The sequence below is a fragment of the Bradyrhizobium sp. 521_C7_N1_3 genome (genome assembly GCF_052075975.1).
GTDB lineage: Bacteria > Pseudomonadota > Alphaproteobacteria > Rhizobiales > Xanthobacteraceae > Bradyrhizobium > Bradyrhizobium japonicum.
In genome coordinates, this window is the sequence record NZ_CP197232.1 from 4,837,749 (window position 1) to 4,851,081 (window position 13,333).

General features: G+C 64.4%; 13 protein-coding genes and 1 pseudogene. 7 read left to right on the forward strand and 7 right to left on the reverse strand.

Features of this window, described 5'->3' with window-relative positions; genetic code table 11:
* Positions 1-30: 30 nt before the first annotated feature.
* A complete protein-coding gene (locus AB7008_RS22210) occupies positions 31-447 on the forward strand; it encodes a nuclear transport factor 2 family protein (protein WP_304493859.1) in 417 nt (138 codons plus the stop codon).
* Between the two features lie 85 nt (positions 448-532).
* Here the strand turns inward: AB7008_RS22210 and AB7008_RS22215 are convergent, their stop codons facing one another.
* A complete protein-coding gene (locus AB7008_RS22215) occupies positions 533-1,288 on the reverse strand; it encodes a GntR family transcriptional regulator (protein WP_441259539.1) in 756 nt (251 codons plus the stop codon).
* Positions 1,289-1,479: 191 nt separating this feature from the next.
* On the opposite strand from AB7008_RS22215, the pseudogene AB7008_RS22220 reads away from it, so the two are divergent.
* From AB7008_RS22220 to AB7008_RS22235, 4 genes and pseudogenes are all read left to right on the forward strand, one after another.
* Positions 1,480-2,344: pseudogene (locus AB7008_RS22220) on the forward strand (ABC transporter ATP-binding protein).
* Positions 2,344-3,120 (forward strand): ABC transporter permease, encoded by a 777-nt coding sequence (locus AB7008_RS22225; protein WP_304493862.1) that lies wholly within the window; start codon positions 2,344-2,346, stop codon positions 3,118-3,120. The pseudogene AB7008_RS22220 and the gene AB7008_RS22225 overlap by 1 nt, the downstream one beginning before the upstream one ends.
* A gap of 40 nt (positions 3,121-3,160) precedes the next feature.
* Complete coding sequence (locus AB7008_RS22230) at positions 3,161-4,186, forward strand: ABC transporter substrate-binding protein (protein WP_014496069.1); 1,026 nt, start codon at positions 3,161-3,163, stop codon at positions 4,184-4,186.
* Positions 4,187-4,213: 27 nt separating this feature from the next.
* Positions 4,214-5,653 carry an amidohydrolase family protein gene (locus AB7008_RS22235; protein ID WP_441259540.1) on the forward strand — a complete coding sequence of 480 codons (1,440 nt, stop codon included), beginning with the start codon at positions 4,214-4,216 and terminating at the stop codon, positions 5,651-5,653.
* 65 nt (positions 5,654-5,718) lie between these two features.
* Here AB7008_RS22235 and AB7008_RS22240 read toward each other — a convergent pair whose 3' ends face one another.
* The 5 genes from AB7008_RS22240 to AB7008_RS22260 are packed head-to-tail and all read right to left on the reverse strand — an operon-like array spanning position 5,719 to position 10,238.
* On the reverse strand, positions 5,719-6,858 hold the full coding sequence (locus AB7008_RS22240; protein WP_041957648.1) for an ABC transporter substrate-binding protein: 1,140 nt from the start codon (positions 6,856-6,858) through the stop codon (positions 5,719-5,721).
* 20 nt (positions 6,859-6,878) lie between these two features.
* The gene (locus AB7008_RS22245) at positions 6,879-7,856 is read right to left on the reverse strand and encodes a branched-chain amino acid ABC transporter permease (RefSeq protein ID WP_441259541.1); all 978 of its coding nucleotides are present in this window, start codon (positions 7,854-7,856) and stop codon (positions 6,879-6,881) included.
* Positions 7,853-8,707: a branched-chain amino acid ABC transporter permease gene (locus AB7008_RS22250; protein ID WP_441259542.1), complete on the reverse strand. Its 855-nt coding sequence runs from the start codon at positions 8,705-8,707 to the stop codon at positions 7,853-7,855. Before AB7008_RS22250 ends, AB7008_RS22245 begins: the two co-directional genes overlap by 4 nt.
* Positions 8,704-9,447 (reverse strand): ABC transporter ATP-binding protein, encoded by a 744-nt coding sequence (locus AB7008_RS22255; RefSeq protein ID WP_028159289.1) that lies wholly within the window; start codon positions 9,445-9,447, stop codon positions 8,704-8,706. The genes AB7008_RS22250 and AB7008_RS22255 overlap by 4 nt, the downstream gene beginning before the upstream one ends.
* Entirely contained in the window at positions 9,444-10,238 is a 795-nt protein-coding gene (locus AB7008_RS22260; protein WP_304493868.1) for an ABC transporter ATP-binding protein, read from the reverse strand. The genes AB7008_RS22255 and AB7008_RS22260 overlap by 4 nt, the downstream gene beginning before the upstream one ends.
* Positions 10,239-10,592: 354 nt before the next feature.
* Here AB7008_RS22260 and AB7008_RS22265 point away from each other — a divergent pair, with 354 nt between their 5' ends.
* Positions 10,593-11,501 (forward strand): amino acid ABC transporter substrate-binding protein, encoded by a 909-nt coding sequence (locus tag AB7008_RS22265; RefSeq protein WP_441259543.1) that lies wholly within the window; start codon positions 10,593-10,595, stop codon positions 11,499-11,501.
* Between the two features lie 10 nt (positions 11,502-11,511).
* Here AB7008_RS22265 and AB7008_RS22270 read toward each other — a convergent pair whose 3' ends face one another.
* The gene (locus tag AB7008_RS22270) at positions 11,512-12,768 is read right to left on the reverse strand and encodes an MFS transporter (RefSeq protein ID WP_441259544.1); all 1,257 of its coding nucleotides are present in this window, start codon (positions 12,766-12,768) and stop codon (positions 11,512-11,514) included.
* A gap of 91 nt (positions 12,769-12,859) precedes the next feature.
* Here AB7008_RS22270 and AB7008_RS22275 point away from each other — a divergent pair, with 91 nt between their 5' ends.
* Positions 12,860-13,333 carry a MarR family winged helix-turn-helix transcriptional regulator gene (locus AB7008_RS22275; protein ID WP_014496059.1) on the forward strand — a complete coding sequence of 158 codons (474 nt, stop codon included), beginning with the start codon at positions 12,860-12,862 and terminating at the stop codon, positions 13,331-13,333.

The following is a 13,333-nucleotide window of genomic DNA, read 5'->3' on the forward strand; positions in this document are numbered from 1 at the left end:
GTAGAATGCCGGCACCTCGGAGAGCCCGCCATGTCTGTCCCCGCAAAAGCCGAACGCCCGATGACCGACGCAGAGATCGTGGAGGCCTATCTCACGGCGTCGATGATACCCGATCCCGATGCCGCCGCGGCCTATATGAAGCCGGGCACGGTGATCACGTTTACCGGCGGGCGCGAGTTCGATCATCCGCGCGGCCCGACAGGCTTCAATGCGAAGCGCTATCGCTGGGTCAAGAAGAAGATGGACCGGTTCGACGTCTGCCCCGGCGCGGACGAGACGGTCGTCTACAGCGTCGGCACGCTCCATGGCGAGTGGATGGACGGCACGCCGTTCGAGGGCAACCGCTATGTCGATCGCTTCGTCGTGCGGGGCGGGCAGATCGTGAAGATGGACGTCTGGAACGACAGCGCCGAGCGTATCCTGGTCCAGCGCGGGATCGAGGCTTAACAAGCGCATGATCCGGAAAAGTGTGTAGCGGTTTTCCGACAAGATCATGCGCAAAACGAAAAGCTAAAGCGCAATTCACTGCGCTTTAGCGACGAGCCACTTTCGGCAGCTTGACGACGCGGTCGCCCGTCACTTCATCCGCATAGGGCGCGAGAATATCGAGCAGGTCGCGGCCACGTTGCGGGGTGGGGGCCACCAACGCGCGATTGGCCACGGAATCCAGATGATGATGCATCAATTCCATCACCTTGGCCTCGTCGCCCTTGGCGAGCGATGCGATGATGGCGCGGTGCTCGTTGATTGCGCATTCGGTTGAGTGCGGTCGGCTGTAGAGCGACAGCGTCAGGCAGCAGCGATAGGCGACCTCGCTGACATAGCGCACCAGGATCGGGCTGTTCGTCATGTGCGCGAGCAGGATGTGGAATTCGGTGGCGAGCCGGATCGAAACCGCGTCTGTGCCGCCGCGCGCGCGATCCTCGGCGTCAATATGGGCATTCAGCTCGGCGATCTGGCTCTTGCTCAGCTTACCCGCGAGCTGGCGGACGACGAGGCCCTCGAGCTGGATGCGGATGTCGAAGGCATCGCGCGCCTCCTGCCAGCTCGGCGTCGCCACCACCGCGATCCGGTTGCGGCGGAGCTCGACGAGGCCTTCGGCAGCAAGCTGTCCCAGCGCATGGCGCGCAATGGTGCGGCTGACGCCGAAACGTTCGCCCAGCGCATCCTCGGGCAGCTTTGCACCGGGCTCCAGCGCCTGCTCGATGATCGCGCGCCTGAGTGCGCGGCAGATCACGCTGACCTTGTCCGATGATTCAGAGGTCTTGCTGGTGGTGCGCGCCGCCATCGGCGAATCCTTGAGGGGAGGGTCGAAACCTCTCTTTAGCACAAGGTTGCTCCGATCCAGCGCTCCAATTGCATGCAGTTCTGTGGCCAGATTGCCTAAATCGAATCCGGCCATTCCGCGGGGAGTTGGCCAAATCGTTGATTCTGTGGGACTGATCGATTGGCACTCAGCTTGCATACACTTTGGCTGTGATGCGCATGCAACCCAACGCCCAATTTGATGGCCAGCCTGTTCCCGAAGGCTCCGGCCCTGTCGCCATCGAGCTGTCCGAGGCCTAGCGTGACCTTCGGGCGCGGCGACCGCGCCGTGCCCGCTCTGTCGAAGACGACGTTGCGGATCGCCGACGGTGAGTTTGTCGCACTGGTCGGCCCATCCGGATGCGGCAAATCGACCATTTTGCGCCTCGTCTCCGGCCTGGTGCAGCCGACCAGCGGCGTCGTCATCGTCGGCGGCCGCGAGGTCGCGGCACGGGCGCTGCGCGTCGGCATGGCCTTTCAGAACCCGACCATGCTGCCGTGGATGACGATCGAGCGGAACATCATGCTACCGCTGAAGATCGTCGAGCCGTTCCGCTCGAACTTCCGCAAGCTGCGCAAGACCGAGTTTCGCGACAAGGCCAATGCGCTGCTGGAGCAGGTCGGTCTTAGGGGATTTGGCAGTCGCTATCCCTGGCAGCTTTCGGGCGGCATGCTCCAGCGCGCCAATCTCTGCCGCGCGCTGATCCATGAGCCGCGCATGCTGCTGCTGGACGAGCCGTTCGGCGCGCTCGACCAGTTCACCCGCGAGGAGCTGTGGGCGATCCTCCAGAACCTCTGGATGACGCACAAGCCGACGGTGCTGCTGGTGACGCACGATCTGCGCGAGGCCGGTTTCCTCGCCAGCCGCATCTGCGTGATGAGCGCGCGTCCGGGCCGCATCCTCGACGACAGCCGGGTGGAGTTCGCGCGGCCGCGCACCGTCACCATGACTTTCGAGCCGGATTTTGTCGCGCTGAACCAGAAGCTGCGCGCCTTCATCGAGGATGCGCGCAGTGCAGCCCAACAGGGGACAGGCTGATGTTCGGGATCGATATCAGGCAGAAGGCATGGTCGGCGGGACTGATCGTGCTGTTCTTCGTCGCCTGGGAGCTGTTCTGCCTGATGACCGGCATGTCCGACCTGGTGCTGCCGCGGCCGTCGCAGGTCTTTGTCACGCTGGTCCAGCGCTTTCCGGTGCTGTGGCCGCACATCGTGCAGACGCTCGCGACCACCATGTTCGGCTTTGTCCTCGGCGTTGCGTTGGGTGTCGCCCTCGGCGCCATCATCGGCGTCTCCAGGACGGCCTATGACACCTGCTATCCGCTGCTGATCGGCTTCTCCTCGATCCCCAAGGTCGCGGTGGTGCCGATCTTCGTGCTGTGGTTCGGCTCCGGCACGGTGCCGGCGGTGCTGACGGCGCTGTCGATCTGCTTCTTCCCGATCGTCGTCAATATCGCCACGGGCCTCGCGACCACCGAGCCCGAGCTCGAGGACGTGTTGAAGGCGCTCGGCGCGAGCAAGTTCGACATCCTCTGGAATGTCGGTCTGCCCAGGACCATGCCGTTCTTCTTCGCCTCGCTGAAGGTCGCGATCTCCTATGCTTTCGTCGGCGCGGTGCTGTCGGAGACGGTCGCCTCCAACCGAGGCATCGGCAACGTCATGATGACCGCGTCCTCGAATTTCAACGTACCGCTGGTGTTCGCTGGCCTGTTCGTGCTCGCCGGCCTCGGTGTCGCGCTCTACGCGGTGTTCTCGCTGATCGAAGGCCGCGTCACCGGCTGGGCCACGCGCAAGAACGACGCGATCGCCACCTGAATTTCTGAACCGTCACGCAACGAAGCTTGAGGAGGTCTCGATGTTGAGAAAAGTAACTGTCGCGCTGCTGGGATTGGCCCTGTCCGCGGGCGCCGCCGTGGCCGAGGATACCACGATCAAGTTCACGCTGGGCTGGAAGACGCAAGGCAGCGATGCCGCATTCTTCTACGCCAAGGACAACGGCTATTTCAAAGAGGAAGGCCTCAACGTCGTCATCGATCAGGGCGAGGGCTCCGGCGCCACCGTCACGCGCGTGATGTCGGGGGCCTATGACGCCGGCTTCGGCGACGTCAACGCCATCATCCAGAACGCCTCGACCAAGCCGCAGGAGGCGCCCGTCATGGTCTACATGATGTGGAACCAGCCGCCGTTCGCGATCGTCGCCAAGAAGACCAGCGGCATCAACACCATCAAGGATTTTGAGGGCCACACGCTGGGCGGCGCGCAGGGCACGCCGACGACGCGCCTGTTGCCGGTGTTCACCCGCAAGAACGGGCTCGACGGCGAGAAGATCAAGATCTCCAACATGGCCCCGAACCTGCAGGAGCCGATGCTGATCAAGGGCGACATCGACGCCGCGCTCGTGTTCAACATCACCAGCTATTTCAACCTGGTGCTGAACCGCCAGGACCCGGACAAGGATTTCAAATGGTTCTCGTTCGGTGAGTACGGCCTCGATCTCTATTCCAACGGCGTGATGGTCTCGAAGAAGCTGATCGCGTCCAATCCGAAGGCGGTGGCCGGCCTGGTCCGCGCCATCAACAAGGGCGCGATTGCGGTGGCCAAGGACCAGAACGCCGGCATGAAGGCGGCGCTGAACTATGACAATCTGATCGACGTCGCCGTCGAGAAGCGCCGGCTGCAATATTCCTTCGACAAGCTGATCGTCTCGCCGGAGATGAAGGAGATCGGCATCGGCGACATCAAGGACGACCGCATGACGCGCGCCATCGGCATCGTGGTCGAGGGTTATCAGCTCGCCCGCGCGCCGACCCCGGCAGAGGTGTTCTCGCGAGAGTTCCTGCCGCCGCGTGCGGAGCGCGAGCTGGTGTATACTGCCAACTGATCTTCACAGATCTTTGGAGAGACCGTCATGGCCACGGAGATTGCGGCAACCGGCCTGTTCCGTGGCCCTGATCTCGGTGTGACCGACAATGTCGTGCTGCGGCACGATAGCGGTATCATCACCGACATTCTTGAAGGCGCGATGCCTGCCGGCGGGCCTCGCTCCTTCGTCATTCCCGCCTTCGTCAACGCCCATGACCACGCCCGCGCGACAGCGTCGTCCTTCGGCGCGGTCGGCATGCCCCTCGAAAGCTGGATCCTGCGCACCGCGCTCGGCACACCGGTCGATCCATATCTGACCGCGGCCTCTGCGCTGGCCCGTTCCGCCAAGGCCGGCTGCGCGGCGATGATGGTGCATTACACCCGCCCGAGCGGGACGATGCCGTTGCTCGATGAAGCCAAGGCGATTGCGAGGGCGGCATCCGATGTCGGCATCCGCGTGGCATTTGCCCTCGCGGTGCGGGACCGGAATCCGATCGTTTATGGCGATGCCGAGCCGATTCTCTCCGGCCTCCCCAGTGACGACCGCAAGACCATCGAAGACCTCTTTGTCCGCGCGCCGATGTCTCCGAAAGCCTATATCGAGCTGACCGATGCGATTGCCGCCGCCATCTCCGGCCCGATGGTCGACGTGCAGCTTGGACCCGCCGGTGTGCAATGGTGCTCGAAGCCGCTGCTGGAGGCGGTCGCCGACAACTCGGCGCGGACCGGCCGCCGCATCCACATGCATCTGCTGGAAACCGTGTACCAGCGCGCCTGGGCCGATCAAAACTTTCCGGACATGGTGCGCTGGCTGCGCGATATCGGCTTCCTCTCGGAGCGGCTGACGCTGGCGCACTGCATCCACGCCCGTCCCGATGAGCTGGAGATGATCGCGGCCTCCGGCGCGCGCATCGTCACCAATTTCAGCTCGAACATGCATCTGCGCTCGGGGCTCGCCCCGATCGCTGCCGCACACGAATGTGGCTGCGCCATCGCGGTCGGCGTCGACGGGTTGGCGCTGGACGAGGACGACGACATCCTGCGCGAGATGCGGCTGGTGCAGATGGCCCATGGCGGCCTCGGCTTCAGGGCGACCTGGACGCCGGCCGAGCTGTTCGCGCTTGCTGTCCGCAACGGGCGTCGTGCCACCGGCGCGCCCGGGAGCGGCGAACTCGTCGCAGGCAATCCCGCCGATTTCGTCGTGATCGACCTCGCCCGGCTGGATCGAGATCAGATCATGCCCATCGACCCCATGGCGCTTCTGTTCGCGCGGGGCAATGCGTCGCTGGTGAAGGAGGTTGTCGTTGCCGGCAAGACGATCTCGAAGGACGGGGCCTGCATGGGCGTTGACCTGCCGGCCGTCGAGCAGGAGTTGCGGGCGATCTACCGCGCCAATGTCGGCAAGCTCGGAAGTTTTCAGCGCATGTGGCCGTCCCTATCGGAGCGCGTCTCCGGTTGGTTCGAGCAGCAGCTTACCTGCGAGTAGGGGGCGACCAGGAAGACGCCCGCCTGACGATCGGGCGAGCGCTTCCAATGGCACGAGTGCCGTCGTTACTGCAATGCCTTGAGCTTGGCGCTCTTGCCGTCGACCACCTCGAAAACGACATAGCGCGGCTGCATCTGGCCGTTCGGCAGGAACTGGACGTCGCCGAACACGGTGCCCTTGACGGGCTTGCCGCGGATCGCCTCTGCCACGGTCTTGCGATCGAGCGACTTGGTTTGTTCGACCGCCTGCGCCCACACCTGCACGGCGGCGGCGCCGAGCGCGGCGCTCTTGTCCGGATCAACGCCGTAGGCCTTCTTGTAGGCGGCGACGAACGCTACGCTCTCCGGCTGCGTCGTGAACGGCGGCAGATCGGGGAAAAAGATGTCGGCCGATATCACGCCGTTGTTGGCGTCGCCGGCGACCTTGTACACGGTGCTCAGCATGATGCCGACGGCGCCGACGAAGGTGGATTTTATGCCGGCCTGGCGATACTGGTCGACCAGCGCGGGAAGGCCTGAGGAATTCGACGAACTAGTGACGATGACGGCGTCTGGATTGGCACCCTTGATATTGGTCAGCTGGACGCGGAAATCGGTGTCCTTGAACGCAAACTTTTCGGTCATGATGACTTCGCCCGAAAAGTTCATCTTCTTGAATTCGGCCTCGACGGCGGTCTGAAAGCCGTTGCCATAGACGTCGTTCTGGGTGAGGAACGCGATTTTCTTCGCCTTCATCGTCTGGGCGACGTATTTTGCGATGACTTCCGCATCGAAGCCGTTCGAGCTGTTGATGCGCATCGCGTAAGGGTTCGTCTCGCCGCTGAGGATCAGATCCGACTTCGAGACCGCGGTGAAGTCGAGAATGTTGCCGCGGGCAAGAATCGGCTGCATCGCCAACGTGACCGGTGAGTTCCAGCCTTCGATGACGATGTCCGCCTTCTCTGCAACCATCTCGTTGGCGCGGCTGACGCCGACCGCGGGCGTGCTCTCGTCATCCTTGGAGATCACCGTCAGCTTGCGGCCGAGCAGGCCGCCCTTGTCGTTGATCTGTTGGACCATCAGCTTGACGGCGTTGGTCACGGTCTGGCCATCAGGGCCGGCGCCGCCGCTTAGTGGAAAGATGGTGCCGACCTTGATGTCCTGCGCCACGGCAGGCACGGATGCGAGACCCAATAATAGCGCGAGAGCCAGTTTCGTCTTGTGCATGCGCTTCCTCCCAATGCGTTCTACGTCTTCTTGGTGATACGGCGGTAGAGGCCCACGAGCCCGGCGGGCCAGAAGATCAGGACGAGCGCCAGCACCGATCCCAGCACGATCTTGTTCCAGTCGCCGCCGAGCGACAGCAAGTTCTGCTGGGCAATCAGGAGGGCGGTGCCGATCAAGGGGCCGAGCAGGATACGGCGCCCGACCAGCACGATCGCGGTGAGCATCATGACGAGGAAGTAGGACTCGAACATGTCCGGGCCGACATAGGCGCGCTGATAGGCGTAAAGCCAGCCGGCAAGCCCGGTGATCGGTGCTGAGATCACGAACACGGCGAGCCTGATCCGGCGCGGATCGACGCCGAGGCTTGCGGCCAGCGCGGGGTTCATCTGTACCATCAGCGCGGTGGTGCCCAGCCGCGAGCGGCGGAAGCGCGCGATGAAGGCGAGGGTGAGCAGCAGCAGCGCGAAGGCGATCGGCCAGAGATCTTCCTGCATCGCGCCGGAGAAGTTGGTCACGAGCAATGGGAGCTTCAGCGGCGGAATGCCGACGATGCCGTCGGACCCACCGACGGCGTCCCAGTTGAACGCGATCTCGTAGGCGACCACGGCGGCCGCATAGGTCACGAGGGAGAACACGAACTCGCGGGTCCGCAAGGTGACGGCGCCGAGGAAGGCCGCGGCCGTGAGGCACAGCGCGATCGTCGCGGCCGCCGTCGCCCAGCCGTTCAGGCCGTATTTGACCGAGAGGTTCGCGGCCGCATAGCCGCCGATCGCCCAGAACACGGTGTGGCCGAGGCTGACCTCGCCGAGATAGGACAGCACGATGTCGGCGCCGTAGCACATCACCGCGAAGATCGCGATCGTGGTCAGCGTGGAATAGGCGACTGAGGTACCGCCGAGCAGGCGCGGCAGGAAGAAGCCGATCACGACGAATGCCGCGACTGCGGCGAGGCGCAGGAACGGGATCGAGGCGGGTTGCGGGGATTCGATCGCGGTCATTTGGTTGCAAGCCCCGCGGGACGGATCACGAGCAGCGCCAGCAACAGCGCAAAGGCCGCTGCCGTCGTGTAAGCCGGCGCGACAAATGCGCCGAAGAAGGCGGTGAACAGGCCGAGCCCGAGCCCGGCGGTGAGCGCACCACCGATCGAGCCGATGCCGCCGAGGACCACGACGACGAAGGTCATGATGACCTCGCTGAAGCCCATGCTGGTCAGGATCGGCGAGCGGGGCGCCACTAGCGCGGCGCCCAGTGCGACCGCGGAACATTCGAACACGAAGACGCCGAGATAGACGAACTTTGCGTTGATCCCGAACAGCTCTGCGAGCTTCGGGTCCTCGGCGACGGCGCGGATGACCGAGCCGAAGCGGGTTCGCTGGGTGAACAGCCAGACTGCGCCATAAAGAAAAAGGGTGACGACCAGCACCAGCACGTCCTGCCAGGTGAACCAGAGCGGACCGATGTCGATCTTGGCGCGCGCCAATGTTCCGGGCAGCGTCTGCGGATTGCCGCCGAAGATCAGCGCACTGCCGCCCTGCAGGACGTAGCCGAGGCCGAGCGTCACGATCATCAGGCTGGTCAGGTTCTGCGTCATGACCAGACGCATCATCGCGCTCTGCATCAGGAGGCCGATGACGCCGAGCACGATGATCGCCACCAGAATGGCGAGCGGGTAGGGCAGGCCCAGTTTGGTGATGGCGTACCAGGTGACGAAGGCGCCGAGCATGTAGAGCTGGCCATGGGCGAAATTCACCAGTCGTGCGACGCCGAGCAGAATGGTCCAGCCCAGCGCGATGCAGGCATAACCGGAGCCAAGCACGATGCCGTTGATGATCTGCTGCGCGATATTCATGCCGGCGTTCCATCGGCGATGGTGCCGAGATAGGCCTCGATGATGCGATGGTCCGCGGCCATGACGTCGGCAGGACCTTCGCCGACGATCTTGCCGCGTTCGAGCAGGTAGAGGTGGTCGACCACCTTCAGCGCCGCCTTGACGTTCTGCTCGACCAGCAGCACCGGAAGGCCGCGATCGACCAGCAGGCGGATGCGGGAGAGCAGGTCGGTGATCAGCCGGGGCGCGAGGCCCGCGGAAGGCTCGTCCAGCATCAGCACGCGCGGGCCAGCGAGCAAGGCGCGCCCGACCGCGAGCATCTGCCGCTCGCCGCCGGAGAGCGCCGCGCCCTTGTGCGAGCGCCGCTCGGCGAGGCGCGGGAAGAACTCGAAAACCTCGGGGATGGTGAAGAGATGCCGGCCGGTCGTGTCCGCGGGCGGCCGCACCAGTGCCAGGTTCTCGTCGACGGTCAGCTCCGCAAAGATGTTCTTGCCTTCCGGCACCAGCGTAAGGCCGCGCGCCACCCGCTCGTGCGCGGCGAGTTTCTCGATACTGCGTCCTTCGAGCTGGACGCTGCCGGTGACCACGGCGCGGCCACGGGACCAGCCGGCGAGCGCATTGACCAGCGTGGTCTTGCCGGCGCCGTTGGCGCCGACGAGGCCGACCATTCGCCCCGCGGCCACGCCGATATTGACGCCTGACACCGCGACATTGCCTGCGTAGCGGACCGAGAGACCGTCGCTCTGGAGTACGCCGCTCATTCGTCGCGTCCCAGATAGGCTTCGCGCACGCGGGGATCGCGCTGGATGTCAACAGGCGTTCCCGTCGCCAGCATCGCACCCTGGTCGATCATGACGATGCGATCGGCAATCGACATGATGAGGTCCATGTGGTGCTCGATGACGACGAGGGCGAGGTTACGCTTGCGCAGGCCAATCAGGACGTCGGCGAGCTTCTTCATGTCGCCGCCGCTAAGGCCGGCCGCGGGTTCATCGAGCAGGAGCACCTTTGCGCCGGTGCCATAGGCGAGTGCGACCGAGAGCAGGCGCTGCACGCCGTAGGGAATGTCGCCGGGAAGCTGGTCGTGGTACTGCCGGGCGATGCCGAAGAAGTCGAGCAGTTGTGCGGCCGCAAGTTCGGCTGCGCGGCGCGTCGTGGCCTCGCGCCAGGGCGCGAACAGGGATGTGGCGAGATCGGTCGAGAAATCGCGGAAGATGGCCGAGACCGCGTTCTGCAGGACAGTCAGCTCGCCGAAGAACGAGTTCTGCTGAAAGGTGCGGCGCAGGCCGCGGCCGGCGAGGTCGAACGTCCGGATCGCCGAGACGTCGGCCTTGTCGAGGAATGTGCGGCCGCGATGGGTGACGGAATTGGTGACGGCGGCAAAGCAGCTGCTTTTTCCCGCGCCGTTCGGGCCAATGATGCCGAGGATCTCGTCGTTATGGACTGACCAGCTCACGTCGCGCAGGGCGACGAGCGCGCCATACTGCACGGTCAGCCCTTCGACGCGCAGCACCTCGCTCGCGCCGCGACGCGTTTCCCCGGAACTTGCCACCCGGCCGTCCATCCCTTGTTGTCCCGGCCGCGCTGACGGCAACCGGTCCTTTTTGGCGAGGCAGCGCACGGCATCGATGCGGGATCAAATCGCAGGAGAGAGGCAGCCTCGCGAGAGGCAAGGTATTGCGCGCCAACTCTGAAAACTTGTGCTGACTGGTTGTCAGACCAGAGACGCCTGCGCTGCAGCGCGCTCAACCCTGACGGCGCGGCACGGTATTTTCTCCCGCAGTGGTACATACAAAACCGCGATAGCTGATAGACGGAACCTCGTCTGGCGATCATCCGGGCTGTGGGCTATGAACCCTGGAGTTGCGCCGCGGCGCAGCCCATGACCCCCTTGAGGAGCCCTGCGATGCGTCTTCCCACAATTATCCTGGCCGTCACATGTCTTGCGGGCGCAGCTTCAGCCGAAGACCTGTCGGGCACGCTCCAGAAGATCAAGGAGACCAAGAAGATCACGCTGGGTTATCAGGAGGCCTCGGTCCCCTTCAGCTATCTCGACGGCAACCAGAAGCCGATCGGCTTCGCGATGGATATCTGCTTCAAAATCGTGGATGCCGTGAAGAAGCAGCTCGGCATGCCCGACATTGCCGTCGACACGCTTGCCGTGACGTCGTCGAACCGGATTCCGCTGATGGTCAACGGCACCCTCGATCTGCACTGCTCGGCGACAACAAACAACGCCGACCGCCAGAAGCAGGTCGCCTTCACCAACACGCATTTCCTCAGCGCGACCCGGTTTGCGGCCAAGAAAGCCGCGAAGATCAACACGATCGACGACCTCAAGGGCAAGGCCGTCACGGCGGTGGCAGGCTCGGTCAATCTGAATCAGCTTGCCAAGGTCAACACCGAGCGAAATCTCGGCATCAGAATTATGCCGGCCGTCGATCAAGCCGAAGCGTTCCTGCTACTGGAAACCGACCGCGCTCAGGCTTACGCGCTCGACGACGTCCAGCTTGCGGTCGCGATTGCGCGCTCGAAGGAGCCGGCGCTGTTCATGATCAGCGAAGAGACGTTCTCAAAGGCCGAGCCCTTCGGGATCATGCTGCGGCGGGAGGATGCGCCGTTCAAGGCGCTGGCCGATCGCGCTACGGCCGAACTCTATGCGAGCCCGGAGATCGAGGTCCTCTACAGGAAGTGGCTGGAATCGCCGACGCCGCCGAACGGCCTCAACTACAATGTCCCGATGTCGGCGGCCTTGCGCAACGCCTTCAAGAAGCCGAGCTCGAGCTTCGATCCCGACGTCTACGTGGTGAACTGAGGCGAGGGCGCTAGCGCGCCCGCGGCGTGTCCAGCAGCTGGCCCGCCAGCGCCGCGCCGATCGCCGCGATCGCGGCCATGGCGAGCGCCCAGGTCGCGAACAGCCGATGACCGATCAGCGCGCCGCTCAGGAGCGGTGCGCTGATATTCGCGCCCGACATCAGGGATTGGTTGAGGCCCATGATCATGCCCTGGCGGTTGATCGCGGTCGAGCGCGACAGCTCCGCCGTCAGCGTGCTGCGGGCGAACATGGTGCCGACGATGATCAGCGTCAGGTCGACCGCGAGCAGGCCGATGTCGTTGCCGGCCGCCAGTCCCGCGGATCCAAGCCCTGCAAATCCAAGCCCTGCGAATCCAAGACCCATGCAGGCGAACGCCGCCATCACGATGACCCGGTCGGAGGCGACCAGGTTCGCGCGGCTGATCAAAAGACCCTGAACCACCATGTTGATGAAACCGGCATAGGCGAACATCCAGCCGAGCTCGCGCGCACCGAAGGGATGTCCGTCCCAGGAGTACCGCGCCGACAGGAACAGGCCGATCTGCGACAGGAACATCGAGTTGACGAAGAAGAACACGATCAGCAGGCCGAGCAGCCGCCAAGCATAGCGCATGCCGAGCAGGCTGCGGGCCAGCGTCGGCTCGGGCACGCGGTGCTGGTAGAGCGGCTCGGACGCCGGGTGATCCGGCGGCAGCAGGGCGATCGTCGCAACGATGCTGATCAGCGAGAGCGCGGCCGCGGCCCACACCGGCGCGGTCTGGCCGTAATGCACGAGGAAGCTCGAGAGAGCTGGGCCGAGCAGCAGCCCGGTTCCGATCGCACCGCTGGTCATGCCGAGTGCCTGCTTGCGTGTTGCCGGCGCGCTGTGCTCGGCGGCATAGGCGTGAGCGACCGAGATGTTGCCTGAGGTCAGGCCGTCGATGATGCGCGCCAGGAACACCAGCGTCAGGTTGCCCGCCAATGCGAGCAGGATGAAACCGATGAAAGTCCCGATCTGGCTGACGACCAGAACCTTCCGCCGGCCGTAGCGATCCGAGAGCATACCCACCGCAGGGCCGGCAACGAGCTGACAGACGGCATAGGCCGAGATCAGCGCGCCGAGCAGGAACGGCGTCGCGCCGAGCCGCTGCGAGTAGAACGGCAGCAACGGCAGGATGATTCCCATGCCCGTGGCGTCCACAGCGACGACCACGAAGGTCGGGATCAGCGTCAGCGTGCTCTCGCCCGCCATCGTCTCCCTTGCCTCGGTCGCGGAACCCGGTCCCATCCAGCGCTGTCCTCGTTCGCATTTGCGTGATCGATTGCGACACGTGGATTATATAGTTGCAGGCTAATAGTTCGCGTCCTATCTAATTTGCATGGCTCCCTCGCAGGCTCATATCCACGGCGAGATCGGCCGTCTCATCGCGCGACTGGCCCGCATCTGGCGCCGCGAGTCGGATCAGGCGCTGTCCGATCACGGCCTGTCCTATGCGACCGCGATTCCGCTGCTGGTGCTGTCGCGGCAGGGCGAGAACGTGCGCCAGGGCGTGCTCGCCGACGAGCTCGGCATCGAGGGGCCGTCGCTGGTCCGGTTGATCGATCTGCTCGAGGCCGAGGGGCTGGTTGAACGTCGCGAGGATCCGAGCGACCGCCGTGCCAAAACGCTACATCTGACCAAAGCGGGCGAGGTCAAGGTCGAAGAGACCAACCGGGTGCTTCGCCGGGTCCGGGCGAGCCTGCTCAAGGATATCCGCCCCGAGGAACTTGCGATAACCTTCGAAACTCTTCAGCGCATCGAGCAGCGGGCCAGTCGCCTGCAGGACACCAAGACCGGTCCAGAGACGAAATAG

What these genes read in the sequence shown, in the direction of transcription:
- AB7008_RS22210 (WP_304493859.1), top strand. Translation starts at nt 31, where the DNA reads ATGTCTGTCCCCGCAAAAGCCGAACGCCCGATGACCGACGCAGAGATC.
- AB7008_RS22215 (WP_441259539.1), bottom strand. Translation starts at nt 1,288, where the DNA reads ATGGCGGCGCGCACCACCAGCAAGACCTCTGAATCATCGGACAAGGTC.
- AB7008_RS22225 (WP_304493862.1), top strand. Translation starts at nt 2,344, where the DNA reads ATGTTCGGGATCGATATCAGGCAGAAGGCATGGTCGGCGGGACTGATC.
- AB7008_RS22230 (WP_014496069.1), top strand. Translation starts at nt 3,161, where the DNA reads ATGTTGAGAAAAGTAACTGTCGCGCTGCTGGGATTGGCCCTGTCCGCG.
- AB7008_RS22235 (WP_441259540.1), top strand. Translation starts at nt 4,214, where the DNA reads ATGGCCACGGAGATTGCGGCAACCGGCCTGTTCCGTGGCCCTGATCTC.
- AB7008_RS22240 (WP_041957648.1), bottom strand. Translation starts at nt 6,858, where the DNA reads ATGCACAAGACGAAACTGGCTCTCGCGCTATTATTGGGTCTCGCATCC.
- AB7008_RS22245 (WP_441259541.1), bottom strand. Translation starts at nt 7,856, where the DNA reads ATGACCGCGATCGAATCCCCGCAACCCGCCTCGATCCCGTTCCTGCGC.
- AB7008_RS22250 (WP_441259542.1), bottom strand. Translation starts at nt 8,707, where the DNA reads ATGAATATCGCGCAGCAGATCATCAACGGCATCGTGCTTGGCTCCGGT.
- AB7008_RS22255 (WP_028159289.1), bottom strand. Translation starts at nt 9,447, where the DNA reads ATGAGCGGCGTACTCCAGAGCGACGGTCTCTCGGTCCGCTACGCAGGC.
- AB7008_RS22265 (WP_441259543.1), top strand. Translation starts at nt 10,593, where the DNA reads ATGCGTCTTCCCACAATTATCCTGGCCGTCACATGTCTTGCGGGCGCA.
- AB7008_RS22270 (WP_441259544.1), bottom strand. Translation starts at nt 12,768, where the DNA reads ATGGGACCGGGTTCCGCGACCGAGGCAAGGGAGACGATGGCGGGCGAG.
- AB7008_RS22275 (WP_014496059.1), top strand. Translation starts at nt 12,860, where the DNA reads ATGGCTCCCTCGCAGGCTCATATCCACGGCGAGATCGGCCGTCTCATC.